The organism is Streptomyces aidingensis (assembly GCF_900112355.1).
Taxonomy (GTDB): domain Bacteria; phylum Actinomycetota; class Actinomycetes; order Streptomycetales; family Streptomycetaceae; genus Streptomyces; species Streptomyces aidingensis.
The window spans coordinates 40,813-57,100 of record NZ_FOLM01000004.1; the positions used below are offsets into that span (position 1 = coordinate 40,813).

The 16,288-nt window shown below is 74.3% G+C and carries 15 protein-coding genes; 10 read left to right on the forward strand and 5 right to left on the reverse strand.

Going from position 1 to position 16,288, the window contains the following annotated elements:
- Positions 1 to 16 precede the first annotated feature (16 nt).
- Entirely contained in the window at positions 17 to 331 is a 315-nt protein-coding gene (locus tag BM242_RS09640) for a 4a-hydroxytetrahydrobiopterin dehydratase (protein ID WP_093838328.1), read from the forward strand.
- Between the two features lie 115 nt (positions 332 to 446).
- On the opposite strand, the gene BM242_RS09645 is transcribed toward BM242_RS09640, so the two are convergent.
- A complete protein-coding gene (locus BM242_RS09645; protein WP_093838329.1) occupies positions 447 to 2,783 on the reverse strand; it encodes a heavy metal translocating P-type ATPase in 2,337 nt (778 codons plus the stop codon).
- A gap of 305 nt (positions 2,784 to 3,088) precedes the next feature.
- Here BM242_RS09645 and BM242_RS09650 point away from each other — a divergent pair, with 305 nt between their 5' ends.
- The gene (locus BM242_RS09650; RefSeq protein WP_093838330.1) at positions 3,089 to 3,928 is read left to right on the forward strand and encodes a class I SAM-dependent methyltransferase; all 840 of its coding nucleotides are present in this window, start codon (positions 3,089 to 3,091) and stop codon (positions 3,926 to 3,928) included.
- Between the two features lie 24 nt (positions 3,929 to 3,952).
- On the opposite strand, the gene BM242_RS09655 is transcribed toward BM242_RS09650, so the two are convergent.
- On the reverse strand, positions 3,953 to 4,390 hold the full coding sequence (locus BM242_RS09655) for an effector-associated constant component EACC1 (protein ID WP_245833947.1): 438 nt from the start codon (positions 4,388 to 4,390) through the stop codon (positions 3,953 to 3,955).
- A gap of 150 nt (positions 4,391 to 4,540) precedes the next feature.
- Between BM242_RS09655 and BM242_RS09660 the strand changes: the two genes are divergently transcribed.
- Together BM242_RS09660 and BM242_RS09665 are read left to right on the forward strand one after the other, a co-directional pair.
- Positions 4,541 to 5,590: a GlxA family transcriptional regulator gene (locus BM242_RS09660; RefSeq protein WP_093838332.1), complete on the forward strand. Its 1,050-nt coding sequence runs from the start codon at positions 4,541 to 4,543 to the stop codon at positions 5,588 to 5,590.
- A gap of 89 nt (positions 5,591 to 5,679) precedes the next feature.
- Positions 5,680 to 6,513 (forward strand): VOC family protein, encoded by an 834-nt coding sequence (locus tag BM242_RS09665; protein WP_093838333.1) that lies wholly within the window; start codon positions 5,680 to 5,682, stop codon positions 6,511 to 6,513.
- Between the two features lie 18 nt (positions 6,514 to 6,531).
- Here the strand turns inward: BM242_RS09665 and BM242_RS09670 are convergent, their stop codons facing one another.
- On the reverse strand, positions 6,532 to 6,933 hold the full coding sequence (locus BM242_RS09670) for a VOC family protein (RefSeq protein WP_093838334.1): 402 nt from the start codon (positions 6,931 to 6,933) through the stop codon (positions 6,532 to 6,534).
- Positions 6,934 to 7,037: 104 nt separating this feature from the next.
- Here BM242_RS09670 and BM242_RS30110 point away from each other — a divergent pair, with 104 nt between their 5' ends.
- The 4 genes from BM242_RS30110 to BM242_RS09690 all read left to right on the forward strand — a co-directional run bounded on the left by BM242_RS30110 (position 7,038) and on the right by BM242_RS09690 (position 10,509).
- Positions 7,038 to 7,724 (forward strand): winged helix-turn-helix transcriptional regulator, encoded by a 687-nt coding sequence (locus tag BM242_RS30110; RefSeq protein ID WP_093838570.1) that lies wholly within the window; start codon positions 7,038 to 7,040, stop codon positions 7,722 to 7,724.
- Positions 7,725 to 7,810: 86 nt separating this feature from the next.
- The gene (locus BM242_RS09680) at positions 7,811 to 9,502 is read left to right on the forward strand and encodes a DUF885 domain-containing protein (protein ID WP_093838335.1); all 1,692 of its coding nucleotides are present in this window, start codon (positions 7,811 to 7,813) and stop codon (positions 9,500 to 9,502) included.
- 37 nt (positions 9,503 to 9,539) lie between these two features.
- Complete coding sequence (locus tag BM242_RS09685; protein WP_139238299.1) at positions 9,540 to 10,091, forward strand: tetratricopeptide repeat protein; 552 nt, start codon at positions 9,540 to 9,542, stop codon at positions 10,089 to 10,091.
- 175 nt (positions 10,092 to 10,266) lie between these two features.
- Positions 10,267 to 10,509, forward strand: a complete 243-nt coding sequence (locus tag BM242_RS09690; RefSeq protein WP_093838337.1) for a hypothetical protein — start codon at positions 10,267 to 10,269, stop codon at positions 10,507 to 10,509.
- Positions 10,510 to 10,525: 16 nt separating this feature from the next.
- Here the strand turns inward: BM242_RS09690 and BM242_RS09695 are convergent, their stop codons facing one another.
- Both BM242_RS09695 and BM242_RS09700 read right to left on the reverse strand, forming a co-directional pair.
- A complete protein-coding gene (locus BM242_RS09695; RefSeq protein ID WP_093838338.1) occupies positions 10,526 to 12,469 on the reverse strand; it encodes an AMP-dependent synthetase/ligase in 1,944 nt (647 codons plus the stop codon).
- A gap of 67 nt (positions 12,470 to 12,536) precedes the next feature.
- Entirely contained in the window at positions 12,537 to 13,844 is a 1,308-nt protein-coding gene (locus BM242_RS09700; protein ID WP_093838339.1) for an acetyl-CoA C-acetyltransferase, read from the reverse strand.
- An 89-nt stretch (positions 13,845 to 13,933) separates the two neighbouring features.
- Here BM242_RS09700 and BM242_RS09705 point away from each other — a divergent pair, with 89 nt between their 5' ends.
- Both BM242_RS09705 and BM242_RS09710 read left to right on the forward strand, forming a co-directional pair.
- The gene (locus BM242_RS09705; protein ID WP_093838340.1) at positions 13,934 to 15,304 is read left to right on the forward strand and encodes a 3-oxoacyl-ACP reductase; all 1,371 of its coding nucleotides are present in this window, start codon (positions 13,934 to 13,936) and stop codon (positions 15,302 to 15,304) included.
- Between the two features lie 4 nt (positions 15,305 to 15,308).
- On the forward strand, positions 15,309 to 16,286 hold the full coding sequence (locus tag BM242_RS09710) for a MaoC family dehydratase (protein WP_093838341.1): 978 nt from the start codon (positions 15,309 to 15,311) through the stop codon (positions 16,284 to 16,286).
- The last annotated feature ends 2 nt before the right edge of the window (positions 16,287 to 16,288 follow it).

Here is a 16,288-nt window from a genome sequence, read left to right on the forward strand (position 1 = left end):
ACGAAGGAGGCCACTGGTGCCCGCGACACCGCTGACCGAAAGTGAACTTCAGGACGCCCTGGCCGGCCTGCCGGGGTGGACGGTGCGGGAGGGGGAGCTGACCGCCGTGTTCAAGGCGGACCGGGCCCGCGTTCCCGCCCTGTACGCGGCGGTGGCCGCGGCCGAGGACGAGGCGGACCACCACGCCAGGGTCACCGTCCTGTACGGGACGGTCGGCTTCGCCATGAACACCCATGACGCGGGCGGCGCCATCACCGCCCGGGACATCGCCCTCGCCACCCGCATCACCGCCCTCGCCGACGAACACGGCGCCCGCCTGGCCCCCGCCTGAGGGGCTCAGCGGGGCCATTGCGCGGTCCCGGACCGATCGGGGTGCGCGATGGTGCGGCAGGAGCCGTTCACCGGGCAGCGGTTGGCGCTGATCCGGACGTCCGGCCGCCGGCTGGTCAGGCCGCCGCGCGGAAGCGGCGCAGGCGGAGGGAGTTGGTGACGACGGAGACGGAGGAGAAGGCCATCGCCGCGCCGGCCAGCATGGGGTTGAGCAGGCCGAGGGCGGCCAGCGGGATGGCGGCGGTGTTGTAGGCGAAGGCCCAGAACAGGTTCTGCTTGATGGTCCGCAGGGTGGACCGGGACAGCCGGATGGCGTCGGCGGCGGCCCGCAGGTCGCCGCGGACCAGGGTCAGGTCGCCGGCCTCGATGGCGGCGTCGGTGCCGGTGCCCATGGCCAGGCCCAGGTTTGCGGTGGCCAGCGCGGCGGCGTCGTTGATCCCGTCGCCGGCCATGGCGACCGCGCGGCCCTCGGCCTGGAGGCGGGAGACGACCGCCGCCTTGTCCTCGGGGAGGACCTCGGCGATGACATGCTCCGGGGAGATTCCGGCCTCGGCGGCCACGGCGCGGGCCACGGTCTCGTTGTCGCCGGTGAGAAGGATCGGGGTCAGGCCCAGAGCGCGGAAGCGGGCGACGGCCTCGGCGCTGGTCGGCTTGACGGCGTCGGCCACCTCCAGGATGGCGCGGGCCTCGCCGTCCCAGGCCACGGCGATGGCGGTGCGGCCCCGGGCCTCGGCCGCCGCCCTGGCCTCGGCGAGGCCGGGCGGCAGGGCGATCGACCAGTCGGCCAGCAGGGCGGGGCGGCCGGCCAGCACGGCGTGGCCGTCCACCATGCCGGTGACGCCCTTGCCGGGGACGCCGGTGAAGTCCTCCGGGGCGGGCAGCGGCCCGGCGGTCCGGTCGGCCGCGGCGGCGGCGATGGCGCGGGCGATGGGGTGCTCGGAGGCGTTCTCCAGGGCGCCGGCCAGCCGCAGGGCCTCTTCCTCGGGTTCCTCGGGGACGTCCCCGGCGGTGTGGACGGCGAGCAGGGTCATCCGGCCGGTGGTCACGGTGCCGGTCTTGTCCAGCACGATGGTGTCGATCCGGCGGGTGGACTCCAGGACTTCCGGGCCCTTGATCAGGATGCCGAGCTGGGCGCCGCGCCCGGTGCCGACCATCAGGGCGGTCGGGGTGGCCAGGCCCAGCGCGCACGGGCAGGCGATGATCAGCACGGCCACGGCGGCGGTGAAGGCGGAGGCCGCGGTGGCGCCGGTGGCCAGCCAGACGCCCAGCGTGGCCAGGGCGATCAGGACGACGACGGGGACGAAGACGGCGGAGATCCGGTCGGCGAGCCGCTGCACGGCGGCCTTGCCGTTCTGGGCGTCCTCGACCAGCCTGGCCATCCGGGCGAGCTGGGTGTCGGCGCCGATCCGGGTGGCGGCGACCACCAGCCGGCCGGAGGTGTTGACGGTGGCGCCGGTGACCGCGTCCCCGGCGGTGACGTCCACCGGCACGGATTCGCCGGTGAGCATGGAGGCGTCCACCGCCGAGCTGCCCTCGATCACCGTGCCGTCGGTGGCGATCTTCTCGCCGGGCCGGACGACGAAGTGGTCCCCCACGGCGAGCTGCCCGGCCGGGACGCGGACCTCGCGGCCGTCCCGCAGCACGGTGACGTCCTTGGCGCCGAGCTCCAGCAGGGCCCGCAGCGCCGCGCCCGCCTTCCGCTTGGCGCGGTGCTCCAGATAGCGGCCGGTGAGCAGGAAGGCGATCACCCCGGCGGCGACCTCCAGATAGATGGCGGAGCTGCCCTCGCCGCGGGTGATGGTCAGCTCGAACTCGTGGGTCATGCCGGGCATGCCCGCGTGGCCGAAGAAGAGTGCCCACAGGGACCACAGCAGCGCTGCGCCGGTGCCCATGGAGATCAGCGTGTCCATGGTGGCGGCGCCGTGCCGGGCATTGGTGAAGGCCGCCCGGTGGAACGACCAGCCGCCCCAGAGGACGGCGGGGGCGGCCAGGGTCAGCGAGAGCCACTGCCAGTTGTCGAACTGCCAGGCGGGGACCATGGCCAGGACGATCACCGGTACGGCCAGCGCCCAGGTGACCAGCAGGCGGTGGCGGAGCAGGCGCAGCGCCTCGGTCTCCGGGCCGGCCCCGGCGGCGGAGGCGGTGCCCGTCGCCTCCGGGGCGGCCGTGGCCGTGGCCGTGGCCGTGGGCGGGGGCGGGGGCGCGGGCGGGGGAGGCGGCTCGGCGGTGTAGCCGGTGGCCTCCACGGTGGCGATCAGATCCTCGACGGTGGTTCCCGGGCCGAAGGAGACCCGGGCCTTTTCGGTGGCGAAGTTGACGGTGGCGGTGACGCCGTCCATCCGGTTGAGCTTCTTCTCCACCCGGGCCGCGCAGGACGCACAGGTCATGCCGCCGATCGCCAGTTCTGTCCGGTGTGCCGCGGCGGCTTCCGACGGGGGCGTGGTGGTGGTCATCGCCGGTGCCTCGTTCCTGTCCGGTGGGCTGGGCGCCCTGAGGGCTGGATACCCCTCGGGGGTATGAATTCTGTTCTTGTATACCCCTCCGGGCTATCCATGCGCAAGGGCCGCCCGGGACAGCGGATGCGCGGGGGAACGCGCGCCCCCTGGCGGTGCGGGGCGTTTTGCAGCATGCTGCCCCTGTCCGTCCCCAAGTGTCCCTGCCGGTGTGTCCGTCCCGGGGTGCTGTCCCCCAGCCCCGTCTGCCCGGCGCGGGTCCGCACCGGTGTCCATGCCGTCCGTACTCGACCAGGGGAGCCGCCATGCCGCGCGCCGCGTCCACCGCCCGCAACCGCGCCCGACTGATGCACAAGATCCGTTACGCGCTGCGCCATCCGCACCGGGTGGCCCCGTATCTGCGCCGGGCCGGACGGGATCTGTGGCTGCGCGCCAGGCACCGCGACCATGTCGCGTACTACCGCGCGGTCATGGCCTCCGACACCGCGCGCAGCCCCGAGGGCGCCGTCGGCAGCCGCAGCCACGACCGCTGGCTGGCGCTCGGCGAGATGCAGTTCCGCTATCTGAGGGAGCGGCACGGGCTGCGGCCGGAGCACCGGATGCTGGACATCGGCTGCGGCAATCTGCGTGCCGGCTGGCGCTTCATCGAATACCTGGAGCCGGGGCACTACTACGGCATCGACATCTCCCCGGACATCCTGATCCACGCCAAGGGCACGGTGGCGACGTACGGGCTCCAGCACAAGCTGCCGTATCTCACCCTGACCAAGGACCTCAGGCTGGAGTTCCTGCCGGACGCCCATTTCGATGTGGTGCACGCGCACAGCGTGTTCTCGCACTCACCGATCGAGGTGATCGAGGAGTGCCTGGCCCATGTGGGGCGGGTGCTGCGGCCCGGCGGCTTCTTCGACTTCACCTTCGACCGCACCGAGGGCGCGGAGCACCAGGTGCTGCGCGAGGACTTCTACTACCGGACGGAGACGCTGACCGCCCTGGCCGCCCGGCACGGGCTGCACGCCCGGTTCATGGCGGACTGGGAGGAGCTGCCGCACGGCCAGTCCAAGATCCGGGTCACCCTGCCGCCGGACGCGGCCCCGGGGACGCCGGACCCGGCCGGGGACCGGGCGGCCGCCGCCCGCGGGTGAGCGGGCATGGCGGCGGCCGGCGCTTCAGTGCTCCGGGCGCCGGCCGTCGCTGTGGCGGTGGATATAGGCGCTGATCAGCTCCCGGCGCTCCTCCTCGGAGGCCCGCTCCAGCTCGATGGTGTCGCCGTCGACGGTCAGCGAGATCCGGTGCCGCGCCGCCTGTCGCCCCAGCCAGTCGCGCACCATCTCGACCAGGCCGACAAAGGCCCCGCCGCCCGCGCCCAGCGCCACCACCACGGCGCCCACGGTGACCGGATCACCCGCCCCGGCCCCGTCCGGCAGCTCCCCGGCGGGCTCGGTCTCCACCGAGGCCACCTCCAGTTCCAGCAGCTCGGCACGCAGCCGGCCGGTGAGCCGCTCGGTCTCCCCGGCGTCGAGGCCGAGTGCCGGATCCGGGGCGACGGCCAGCCGCACGGTCATCGGCCCGGCCGCCGCAGCGGCGTTCGCCGGCTCTTCGCTCATGAGGCCCCCCACGGTGACGCAGCAGCCGAAGTAGCCACAGTATGGCGGCCGTTCGGCGCGGAGGAGCCGGTTCGGACCGGAATGGCCGGACTTCGACGCCGCGCGGGCCCGGCCGGATGGCCGGAAACACATGTATGTGAGAATCAGGCCATGAGTGAGCATGGCGAACCGGGCCGGCGGCGCCGCCACCGGGTGGCGGTGCTGGTGCGGCACGGGCTGCTGCCGATCGAGCTGGGCATCGTGCACCGGATGTTCGGCCGGGCACGGGCCCAGCAGCCGGGCGGCGACGGCGGCGGCCACGGCGGCGGGCCGGCCGGGGAGTATCTGTACGAGGTGGTGACCTGCGCGCTGCGGCCCGGCCCGGTGCGCACGGACGCCGACTTCACCATCGAGGTACGGCACGGAACCGAGGCGCTGGCCGAGGCGGACACCGTGGTCATTCCGGCCGCCCACGAGCCCGACCCGCCCATGACCAGCGGTGAACTGGGCCCGGAGCTGGCCGCGGCGCTGGCCCGGATCCGTCCGGGCGCCCGGATCGCCTCCATCTGCACCGGAGCCTTCGTGCTGGCCGCCGCGGGCCTGCTGGACGGCCGCCGGGCGACCACCCACTGGGCCGAGGCCGGCCGCTTCCGGTCGCTCTATCCCCGGGTCCGGCTCGATCCGGACGTCCTCTACACGGACGAGGACGGGGTGCTGACCTCGGCCGGCGTGGCCTCCGGCATCGATCTGTGCCTGCACATGATCCGCGCCGACCACGGCTCGGCGGTGGCCGCGGCGGTGGCCCGCCGCACCGTGGTGCCCCCGCACCGGGAGGGCGGCCAGGCCCAGTTCATCCGCCACCCCGTGCCGCAGCCCCGGGCCGCCGGCACCGGGCGGGCCCGGGCCTGGGCGCTGGAGCGGCTGGAGCGTCCGCTCACCCTGCGCGAGCTGGCCGCCCGGGAGGCGATGAGCGTGCGCACCTTCACCCGCCGGTTCCGCGACGAGACCGGGCTGTCCCCGCTCCAGTGGCTGCTCCAGCAGCGGCTGGAGCGGGCCCGGCATCTGCTGGAGGAGAGCGATCTGCCGGTGGACCGGGTGGCGGAGCGGTCCGGTTTCGGCACCGCGGCCTCGCTGCGCCAGCATCTGCATGCCGCGCTGGGCGTCTCGCCCTCCGCCTACCGGGCCACCTTCCGCGGCACGCGTGCCGACAGGCGAGGGTGACCGGCCGGTGTCAGGCTGAAAGGGCAGGCCCGGCGTGGCGGGGAAGGCCACGGTGGAGTTGCGAGGAGGAAGGACCGAAGGGACGCGCCATGCTCACCACCGACTACGTTCCGGGGTCCGCCTGCTGGGTGGAGCTGGGCACGCCGGACGTCCGGGCAGCCGCGCAGTTCTACGGCGATCTGTTCGGCTGGGAGTTCCAGCCGCTGGGCCCGGAGGGAGGGGAGCATTCCCGGACCGCGGCCGGGAGGGGATACGGCCTGCTGACGCTGGACGGCCGGGTCGCCGCCGGTCTGGGCCCGCTGCCGGAGGCGCAGGCCCGCTCCGCGTGGCTGCTCTGCTTCAGCAGCCCGGATGCGGAGGCCACGGCCCGGGCGGTGGCGGCGGCCGGCGGCCGGGTGGCGCGGCAGCCCGTGGACGTCCCCGCGGACGGCCGGATGGCGTGGTGCACCGATCCGGCCGGGGCGCTGTTCGCGGTCTGGCAGCCGGCCGCCCGCAAGGGGCTGGAGGCGCTGGCCAAGGAGGGCTCGCTGTGCTGGACGGAGCTCTACACCACGGACGGCACCGGGGCGAAGAAGTTCTACCGGCATGTCTTCGGCTGGCGTGAGGAGGATGTCCGGCTCTCCGGCGCGGGCACCGGGAACTACACCGTGGTGGCCACGGCGGACGGCGGGCCGGAGCGCAGCCTGGGCGGGATCATGCAGTTGCCCGAGCGGCATCTGCGCAAGGACGGCGGGCCCTACTGGCAGCCGTATTTCGAGGTGCCGGACTGCGATGTGATCGCGGCGGCGGTGCTGGCCAGGGGCGGGCGGCTGCACATGGAGCCGACGAGCCACGAGGGCATCGGCAGGATCGCGCTGTGCACGGACCGGTTCGGCGCCAACTTCGCCGTGATCACCAGCGAGATCCCGCCGCCGCCCGTCTGACTCCTGCGGTACTGCGGCTCAGGCCGGGGACTGGGACATGTCCATGTGCAGGACCTCCCAGACATGGCCGTCCGGGTCCTGGAAGCTTCCGCCGTACATCGGGCCGTCCTGGTGGACCGGCTTCCATTCCTTGCCGCCGGAGGCCAGTGCCCGGGCGAGCAGGTCGTCCACCTCCTCGCGGCTGTCGGCGGAGAGGGCGTTGAGCACCTCGGTGGTGCGGGTGGCGTCGCTGATCTCGCCGTTGATGAAGGTCTGGAAGAACTCCTCGGTCAGCAGCATCACAAAGATGTTGTCGTCGATCACCACACAGGTGGCCTTGTCGTCGGAGAACTGCGGATTGAAGGAGAAGCCGAGGCCCTTGTAGAAGGCGCCGGCCCGGTCCAGGTCCTTCACCGGCAGGTTGACGAAGATCATCCGCATGACGGGCTCCTTGCTCGTTCGGTTGCTTGCAATCTAGCACTAGGTACTTTTAAAAAACAAGCACATGATGCGATGTTCGCAGTGATGCTCGTAGGATGGTGGGCATGGCGACCAATCGCAGCTACCAGGACGCGTGCGGAGCGGCGCACGCCCTGGACCTGGTGGGGGAGCGCTGGGCCCTGCTGGTGGTCCGGGAACTGCTCCTCGGGCCCAAGCGCTACAGCGATCTCAAGGAGGACCTGCCGGGCATCAGCACCAATGTGCTGGCCACCCGGCTCTCCGAACTGGAACGGCACGGGGTGCTGCACAAGACCAGGCTGCCCCCGCCCTCCCGCGCCCAGGTCTACCGGCTCACGCCCTGGGGGCTGGAGCTGGAGCCGGTGATCCGGCAGATCGGACGCTGGGGCGCCCGTTCCCCCTCCCACCGCCCGGACGCCCACCTCAGCGTTGCCACCTTCATCCTCTCGCTGCGCACCAACTTCGACGCGCGGCGGGCCGCGGGCGCCGATCTGCTGCTCGAACTGCGGCTGGGCGAGCACCGCTTCCGGGCCACGGTGGCGGACGGCGGATTCGAGGTGATACCGGGACCGGCCGAGGGCCCGCACGCGGTGCTGGACGGCACACCGAAGACGCTCGCCTCCCTGGTCTACGGCGGCCGGCCGCCGGCCGAGGCGGAGGCCGCCGGCGAACTGCGGCTGAGCGGTGACCGCGCCGCGGCCGAACGCTTCCTGAGCTGCTTCACCCTCCCCGCCCCCGCGGGCCCCGCGCCGGGCGCCGCACCGCCACCCTGAGCCCGGCACCGGCGGCGGGCGGGCGACAGGCCCCAGCAGGGCCGACGCGGGTTCCGCTCCGTCCGCTTCTCGGACAAGATGAGGTAATGCCTCAGGGACCTCACGCGCCCGCGGACACCCCGCGTGCCATCGCCGACGACCATGTCGAGACCGTCACCGAACTCAACCCGTTCGTCGCGGAGATGCTGGGCACCCGGCCCGGCAGCGATCTGCTTCCGGACTACTCGCCGGACGGCCAGCAGGCCCTGGCCGACGCGGCCCGCGCCACGCTGGCCCGGGTGCAGGCACTGGACTCCCGGCCCGCCCTCACCGACCACGGCCAGTGCCGGGCCGCCCGGCTGCTGCACGAGCGGCTGGGCGCCGAACTGGACCGGCACACCGCCGGGGACGGCCTGCGCCAGGTGAACAATCTGATGTCCCCCCTCCAGCAGTTGCGCACCATGCTGCTGGCCATGCCGCGGAACACCGCCGACGACTGGGCGGTGGTGGCCCGCCGGCTGCGCCGGGTGCCCGAGGCGCTGCGCGGCTACCGCGCCGCCCTGGACGCCGGGCTGGCCCGCGGGCTGCGCGCCGCGCCCCGCCAGGCCGCGACCGTGGCCGGCCAGCTCACCGAGGTGCTGGACGGCCGCTGGTACCACCGGTTCACCGAGCCCGGCCCGGACGCGCTGCGCGCCGGGCTGGACGCCGCCGCGGACGAGGCCGCCGCCGGCCTGGCCGAACTGCGCGACTACATCGCGGGAACGTATCTGCCCGCGGTCGAGGGCACCCCCGACGCGGTGGGCCGGGAACGCTATCTGCGCGGCGCCCGCCAGTGGACCGGCCTGGACCCGGACCCGGAGGACGCCTACGCCTACGGCTGGGAGGAATACCGGCGGCTGCACGCCGAGATGATCACCGTCGCCGACAAGGTCCTGCCCGGCGCCACCCCGCACGCCGCCATGGACCATCTCAACCGGCACGGCGAGGCGGTGGAGGGCGAGGAGAACATCCGCCGCTGGCTCCAGGACTTCATGGACCGGGCCATCGAGGAACTGGACGGCACCCACTTCGACATCGCCGGCCCGCTGCGTACCGTGGAATCGATGATCGCGCCGCCCGGCGCCGCCGCCGCGCCGCACTACACCCCGCCGTCCATGGACTTCTCCCGGCCCGGCCGCACCTGGCTGCCCACCCTGGGCGAGACCCGCTTCCCCACCTGGCCGCTGGTGTCCATCTGGTACCACGAGGGCGTGCCCGGCCATCATCTCCAGCTCGCCCAGTGGCGGTATGCCGCCGACCGGCTGTCCACGTACCAGATCAGCCTGGGCCAGGTCAGCGCGACCACCGAGGGCTGGGCGCTGTACGCCGAGCGGCTGGCCGACGAACTCGGCCTGCTCACCGACCCCGCGCACCGGCTGGGCTATCTGGAGAACCAGATGCTGCGCGCCATCCGGGTGATCATCGACATCGGCATGCATCTGGAGCTGCGCATTCCGCAGGGCGAGGAGTTCCACCCGGGCGAGGTGTGGCACCCCGGGCGGGCCGAGAAGTTCCTCAACGCGCACAGCGGTATGTCCGAGGCGTTCAACCATTCCGAGATCGTCCGCTACCTGGGCGTGCCCGGGCAGGCGATCAGCTACAAGCTGGGCGAACGCGCCTGGCTGGCCGGCCGGGAAACGGCCCGCCGGACGGCGGCCGAGCGCGGCCGGGAGTTCGATCTGAAGGCATGGCACATGGCCGCGCTGTCCCTGGGCTCACTGGGCCTGGGCGATCTGGCCGGCGAACTGGCGGAACTGTGAGGGGCCCGGGCGGCCGGGCCGGCGAGCCGGCGGCGCCGTGACGGGGCGTCCGCACGGTCCTGAGGCCGCGGTGGTCTTCGACGAGCGGCTGCGCATGGTCCCGGCCGACGGGCCGGCCTACCGGCTGGCCGCCGCCCGGACCGGCCGGGCACTGGAGGAGGAACGCCGGCGCGGCGCGGTGACCGTACGGTCGCTGCGCCGCGCCGGCACCTGCCGGCTGGTGCTGCGCGAGCTGACCGCCGCCCGGGAGCTGTTCTCCGAGGCGGCGGTGCTCGCCGCCCGCCTCGGCGATGTGCGGGGCGAGGCGGCGGCCCTGATCGGCCTGGGCGACGCCTACCGCTACGGCGAGGACCATCCGGAGGCCGAACCCTGCTACCGCAAGGCGCTGCGACTGGCCCATGAGAGCTGCCCGGAGCTGGTCGACTTCGCGCTCCAGCACCTCGCCCAGTTCCGGATGGACACCGGGGATCCGGACACCGCGGAGAAGCTGCTGATCGAGGCGCTGGAACTGCGGCAGGCCAAGGGCGATCCGGAGCTGATCGCCGCCACCGAACGCGCCCTGGAGCGATGCGAATCGCTGCGCGGCTGACCGGCCGGCCGGCTGACCGGCCGGCCCGTGAGGACACCACCTCGGCGTGGCCGGCGGCGGAGCCGGCCTCCCGTCAAGGGGCGACGGGCCGCAGACGGACGCGGCCACATCTCATCTTTTGCGCGGTTCGGCAAAGAACCGCGGCCGGCCGGCGCCGGTGGGCGACAGTGTGCCCATGAGCCTGATGACCGAGGGGAAGACCCCTGGGCCCGTGCGCTACTACCTGGCCTGCGACCGCGGCGGCTGCGGCGCCCGCATCATGTTCGATCTCGTCATCTCCGACCCGGGCCCGCCCCGGGAGGAGGACTTCTTCGGCTATCTGCTGCATCCGGCCGAAGAGGCGGCCCCGCACATATCGGGACTGGGGTGGACCTTTCTCCAGGGTGACGGCTACTGGTGTCCGGGCTGCTCCGGATGACGGTGCGGCGGCCCGGTCAGGAGCGGTAGATGTCCGCGATGGCGTCGGCGTACGCGGCCTCCACCGCCTTGCGCTTCACCTTCAGCGAGGGCGTCAGCAGGCCGTTCTCCTCGGAGAACTCCCCGGGCACGATCCGGAAGGCGCGGACCGCCTCGGCGCGGGAGACCGCCTCGTTGGCGTAGTCCACGGCCCGCTGCACATCGGCGCGCATCTCCGCGTCCCGGCACAGCTCGGCGAGCGGGGTGTCCGCGGGGCGCCCGCGCACCGCCAGCCAGTGCGCCACGGCATCCGGATCCAGGGTGACCAGCGCGGCGATGAACGGCCGCCGGTCGCCGGTCACCAGGCACTGGCCGATCGGCGGGCGGCTGCGCATCCGGTCCTCCAGCACCGCCGGGGAGACATTCTTGCCGCCCGTGGTGACCAGCAGGTCCTTCTTCCGCCCGGTGATGGTGAGAAAGCCGTCCCCGTCCAGCGCGCCCAGATCGCCGGTGGCGAACCAGCCGTCCGGCTTGGCCCGGCCGGTCGCCTCCGGGTCCCGCCAGTAGGAGCCGAAGACGACCGGGCCCTTGAGCAGCACCTCGCCGTCGTCCGCGATCCGCACGGCGGTGCCCGGCACCGGGCGGCCGACCGTGCCGGGCCGCGGCTCCAGCGGCGGCACCAGGGTGGCGGCGGCGGTGGTCTCGGTGAGGCCGTAGCCCTCGTAGATCACCACCCCGCAGCCCAGGAAGAAGAGGTTGAGGCGGGCGTCCAGCGGTGAGCCGCCGCTGATGGCGTAGCGCAGCCTGCCGCCCAGCGCCTTGCGGATCCGGCGGTACACCAGCAGGTCGTACAGCCCGCGGGCGAGCCGCAGTCCGGGGCCGGGGGCCGGGCCGGTGCCGTAGTGGCCGGCCAGTTCGGCCTCGGCGTAGCGGACCGCGATCCGTTCGGCGCGGTCGAAGGACGAGCCCCGGCCCATCCGTTCGGCCATGGCCCGGCCGGTGTCGTGGATCTTCTCGAACAGATAGGGCACCCCGACCACGAAGGTGGGCCGGAAGGACTCCAGTTCCGGCCGCAGTTCGTCCGGTCTGATGCCGGGACAGTGCCCGACCGGTATCCGGGCCTTGAGGCAGGAGATCTGGATGGTGCGGCCCAGGATGTGGGCCAGCGGCAGGAACAGCAGGGTGGTGGCCTGCTTCCCGGTGATCTCGGTGAAGACCGGATGCAGCAGATCGATGGTGTTGACCGATTCGGCGTGCAGATTGGCATGGGTGAGCGCACAGCCCTTGGGCCGGCCGGTGGTGCCGGAGGTGTAGCAGATGGTGGCGGTCGCCTCCGGGGTGAGGGCGGAGCGGCGCCGCTCCACGGCGGCGTCCTCGACGGACCGGCCCAGGGCGGTCAGCTCGCCGATCGCCCCGTCGTCCAGCCGCCACACCATGAGCTCGCCGGCCTCCCCTTCGGTGCCGTGGGCCAGGGCCCGGGCCGCCCGCGCGACGACGGCGGCGTGCTCCGCGGTCTCCACCACCAGGAAGCGGGTGCCGGAGTCGCGCAGTATCCACTCCACCTGCCCGGCCGAGGAGGTGGCGTAGACGGGCACGGTCATGCCGCCGGCCGCCCAGATGGCGAAGTCCAGCAGGGCCCACTCGTAGCGGGTGCGGGACATCACCGCGACCCGGCCGCCGGCCGGCAGCCCGGCCGCGATCAGGCCCTTGGCCACCGCGGTCACCTCGCGGGCGAAAGCGGCGGCGGAGACCGGGCGCCACCGCCCGGCGGCGTCCTTGCGGCGGTAGACCGTCTCGCCGGGCGCCTCGGCCGCGTTGTGGAACGGGATGTCGGCGATGCTGCCGGTGCGCAGCGGCTCGCCGAGCGCACCGGCGCGCACCTCGCGCACCTCGCCCCGCTCGCGGATCACCTCCAGCCGGACGCGGCCGGCCGGTTCCGGCAGCCGGTTTCGCGCTGTGCGCAGATCCTTGCGTACACCCATGGTTTCGGCTCCTGAGGAGGGGGAGGGGCGGAGAGGGCGGGGCGGAGAGGGCCGGGGGCGCGGGCGGTCAGCGTTCGAGGAGGGCGGCGACGCCCTGGCCGCCGGCCGCGCAGACCGAGACCAGGCCGCGGACCGGCCGCCCGCCGCCGGCCTCCCGCGCCCGCTCGTGCAGCAGCTTGGCCAGGGTGGCCACGATCCGGCAGCCGGTGGCGGCGAACGGATGGCCGGTGGCCAGCGAGGAACCGGCCACATTGAGGCGGTCCGGGTCGATGCCGCCCAGCGGCCGGTCCAGCCCGAGGCGTTCCCGGCAGAAGTCCGGGTCCTGCCAGGCGGCCAGGGTGGCCAGCACCTGGGAGGCGAACGCCTCGTGGATCTCGTACCGGTCCAGGTCGCCCAGGCGCAGGCCGGCCGCGGCCAGCAGCCCGGGGACCGCGTACACCGGGGCGGTCAGCAGCCCGTCCGGGCCGTCCACGAAGTCCACCGCGGCGGTGCGGGACGGCCCGAGGTACGCCTGCACCGGCAGGCCGCGCTCGGCCGCCCACTCCTCACAGGCCAGCAGCACGGTGGCGGCACCGTCGGTCAGCGGGGTGGAGTTGCCCGCGGTCATGGTGGCCTCCGCCCCGAACCGGCGGCCGAAGACCGGTTTCAGCGCGGCCAGTTTCTCCGGGCTGCTGTCCGGGCGCAGATTCTGGTCCCGGTCCAGACCGCGGAAGGGGGTCACCAGATCGTCGAAGAAGCCCCGCTCCCAGGCGGCGGCCAGCCGCCGGTGGCTGGCCGCCGCCAGCGCGTCCTGCCCGGCGCGCGGGATGCGCCACTCATGGGCGGTGAGCGCGGCGTGCTCCCCCATGGACAGGCCGGTGCGCGGCTCGGCGTTGCGGGGGATGTCCGGCACCAGATGGCGGGGACGCGCGGCGGCCAGGGCGCGCAGCCGCCCGGGCAGGGTGCGCCGGCGGCGGGCTTCCAGCAGGATGCGGCGCAGGGCGTCGTTCACGCCGAGCGGGGCGTCGCTGGCGGTGTCCACGCCGCCCGCGACGCCCGCATCGATCTGGCCCAGGGCGATCTTGTTGGCGATCAGGATCACCGTCTCCAGGCCGGTGCCGCAGGCCTGCTGCACATCGCAGGCGGGGGTGGCGGGGTGCAGGGCGCTGCCCAGCACGGTCTCCCGGGCGAGATTGAAGTCGCGGCTGTGCTTGAGCACGGCGCCGGCGGCGAACTGGCCGAGCCGCTCGCCGCGCAGCCCGAACCGCTCCACCAGGCCGTCCAGCGCGGCGGTCAGCATCTCCCGGTTGGAGGCGGTGGCATAGGGCCCGTCCGAGCGGGCGAACGGGATGCGGTTGCCGCCGACGACGGCGACCCGGCGGGGGGCGCTGCTCATGGCATGCGGCTCCTTCGGGGGACGGGTTGTGGTCGGGGAGGTGGCTACCTACTCTTCAGTAGACTTACTCAAGCGTAGGGAGGAAATCAATGGCCGATCGCTACCAGAAATGGACCGCCCGCGGTCCCGGCGCCGTGCTGGCCCGGCGGCTGGGCCTGCCCCGCCCCGAGCCGCTGCGCCGCCACCGGCCGGGCCGGCCGCTGCTCACCGGCCCGGCCGTGCTGGGCGGGGCGCCCGGCGGACGGCTCGGGGACCGGGTGCGCGCGCTGCTCGACGCCTGCGGCGTCCCGATCCGTGAGCCCGGTCCCGAGCCCGGCACCGAGGAGCCGCGGCCCGCCGCCCTGGTCTTCGACGCGACCGGCATCACCGGCAGCGGGCAGCTCCGCGCCCTGCACGCCTTCTTCCATCCGCTGATCCGGACGCTCGCCCCCTGCGGCCGGGTGATCGTTCTCGGCACCCCGCCCGAGCGGGCCGCCGGGCCCGCCGAGGCCACCGCCCAGCGTGCCCTGGAGGGCTTTGTCCGCTCGGTCGGCAAGGAACTGCGGCGCGGCGGCACCGCACAGTTGCTGCTGGTGGCGCCGGGAGCGGAGGAAGCCTGCGAGTCGACCCTGCGCTTTCTGCTCTCCGCCCGCTCCGCCTATGTCTCCGGCCAGGTGCTGCGCGTGGACGGCGACGGCGACGGGCTCCGCCCGGCGGACTGGGAACGGCCGCTGGCCGGCCGGACCGCCCTGGTCACCGGGGCCTCCCGGGGCATCGGGGCGGCGATCGCCGGGACCCTGCACCGGGACGGCGCCCGGGTGATCTGCCTGGATCTGGCCGGGCAGCGCACCGCACTGGCGGCGGTGGCGGCGGCGAGCGGCGGACTGGCGCCGCTGGAGATGGACATCGCCGCCGAGGACGCGCCGGGCGAACTGGCCCGCGCGGTGCGCGAGCGCGCGCCCGGGGGCGTCGACATCGTCGTCCACAACGCCGGTATCACCCGGGACAAGACCCTGGGCCGGATGGACGCCGGACGCTGGGACAGCGTGCTGACGGTCAATCTCCGCGCCGTGGAACGCATCGACGACCATCTGCTGGCCGGTGACGGCCACGGCGTTGTGCTGCGGGACGGCGGCCGGATCGTCTGCACCTCCTCCATCGCCGGCATCGCCGGAAACGCCGGCCAGACCAACTACGCGACCGGCAAGGCCGGTCTGATCGGCCATGTGCGGTCGCTGGCCCCGGTGGCGGCGGAACGCGGGATCACCGTCAACGCGGTGGCCCCCGGCTTCATCGAGACCGGGATGACGGCGGCGGTGCCGCTGCTCATCCGGGAGGCGGGACGGCGGATGAACAGCCTGCGGCAGGGCGGGCTGCCGGTGGACGTGGCCGAGACCGTGGCCTACTTCGCCTCGCCCGGCAGCGGCGCGGTCACCGGCCAGGTGCTGCGGGTCTGCGGCCAGTCGCTCCTCGGAGCGTGAGGCGATGAACCGCCCCGCGCCCCACGGACGCCCGCCCGGCCTGCTGGGCAGCTACGCCCGCGCGCTGCTGCCCATGCCGTCCCCCGCCCGCCGTCGCGGCGGCGGCAGCACCGGCAGCGGTGCAGACGTCATCCGGCTGCCCGACCGCCGCATCACCCTCTCCGGCGTCCCGGCCGACGCCGACCACCTGCGCCGGTACGCCGACGTCTGCGGCTTCCCCGCCGGCTCCGGCCATGCCGCGGCAGCCGCCGCGCTGCCGCTCACCTACCCCCACCTCGTCGGTTTTCCCCTGCAACTGCGTCTGATGGCCCGCCGGGACTTCCCGTTCCCGCTGCTGGGTCTGGTGCACATCGCCAACGAGATCGAACGGCTGAGGCCGCTGACCGTGCGGGAGCCGCTGAGCTACGCGGCGTGGGCCGAGGAGCCGTCCGGCCATCCGCGCGGTACGGCCTTCACCATGGCCGTGGGCGCCGCCGCACCGGACGGGGCAACGGTCTGGCGCTCCCGCAGCACCTATCTCCACCGCCACCGCCACCGCCACCGCCACCGCACCGCCCCCGGCGAGCCGCCGGCCTCCCCGCCCGGGGTGCCGGAGGTGCCTGAGGTGCCGGAGCCGCCGGCCGATGGCGCGAGCGGCGCCGCCGTGGACGGGCTGTGGCGGGTGCCGGGCTCGGCCGGCCGGGCGTACGCCCGGGTCTCCGGCGACCGCAACCCCATCCATCTCCATCCGCTGCCCGCCCGGCTGCTGGGCTTCCCGCGCGCCATCGCGCACGGCATGTGGACCAAGGCCCGCTGTCTGGCGGCGCTGGACGGACGGCTGCCCGATGCCTGCCGGGTCCGGGTCACCTTCCACGCCCCGGTGCTCCTCCCCGCCGAGGTCCGCTTCCGCGCCGCCGGCACGCCGGAGGACGGCCGCGGGCTGCTGTTCGCCCTCACCACGCCCGACGGCGCCCGCACTCACCTGCGGGGCGAGATCACCTGATG

What these genes read in the sequence shown, in the direction of transcription:
- BM242_RS09645 (WP_093838329.1), bottom strand. Translation starts at nt 2,783, where the DNA reads ATGACCACCACCACGCCCCCGTCGGAAGCCGCCGCGGCACACCGGACA.
- BM242_RS09650 (WP_093838330.1), top strand. Translation starts at nt 3,089, where the DNA reads ATGCCGCGCGCCGCGTCCACCGCCCGCAACCGCGCCCGACTGATGCAC.
- BM242_RS09655 (WP_245833947.1), bottom strand. Translation starts at nt 4,390, where the DNA reads ATGAGCGAAGAGCCGGCGAACGCCGCTGCGGCGGCCGGGCCGATGACC.
- BM242_RS09660 (WP_093838332.1), top strand. Translation starts at nt 4,541, where the DNA reads ATGAGTGAGCATGGCGAACCGGGCCGGCGGCGCCGCCACCGGGTGGCG.
- BM242_RS09665 (WP_093838333.1), top strand. Translation starts at nt 5,680, where the DNA reads ATGCTCACCACCGACTACGTTCCGGGGTCCGCCTGCTGGGTGGAGCTG.
- BM242_RS09670 (WP_093838334.1), bottom strand. Translation starts at nt 6,933, where the DNA reads ATGCGGATGATCTTCGTCAACCTGCCGGTGAAGGACCTGGACCGGGCC.
- BM242_RS30110 (WP_093838570.1), top strand. Translation starts at nt 7,038, where the DNA reads ATGGCGACCAATCGCAGCTACCAGGACGCGTGCGGAGCGGCGCACGCC.
- BM242_RS09680 (WP_093838335.1), top strand. Translation starts at nt 7,811, where the DNA reads ATGCCTCAGGGACCTCACGCGCCCGCGGACACCCCGCGTGCCATCGCC.
- BM242_RS09690 (WP_093838337.1), top strand. Translation starts at nt 10,267, where the DNA reads ATGAGCCTGATGACCGAGGGGAAGACCCCTGGGCCCGTGCGCTACTAC.
- BM242_RS09695 (WP_093838338.1), bottom strand. Translation starts at nt 12,469, where the DNA reads ATGGGTGTACGCAAGGATCTGCGCACAGCGCGAAACCGGCTGCCGGAA.
- BM242_RS09700 (WP_093838339.1), bottom strand. Translation starts at nt 13,844, where the DNA reads ATGAGCAGCGCCCCCCGCCGGGTCGCCGTCGTCGGCGGCAACCGCATC.
- BM242_RS09705 (WP_093838340.1), top strand. Translation starts at nt 13,934, where the DNA reads ATGGCCGATCGCTACCAGAAATGGACCGCCCGCGGTCCCGGCGCCGTG.
- BM242_RS09710 (WP_093838341.1), top strand. Translation starts at nt 15,309, where the DNA reads ATGAACCGCCCCGCGCCCCACGGACGCCCGCCCGGCCTGCTGGGCAGC.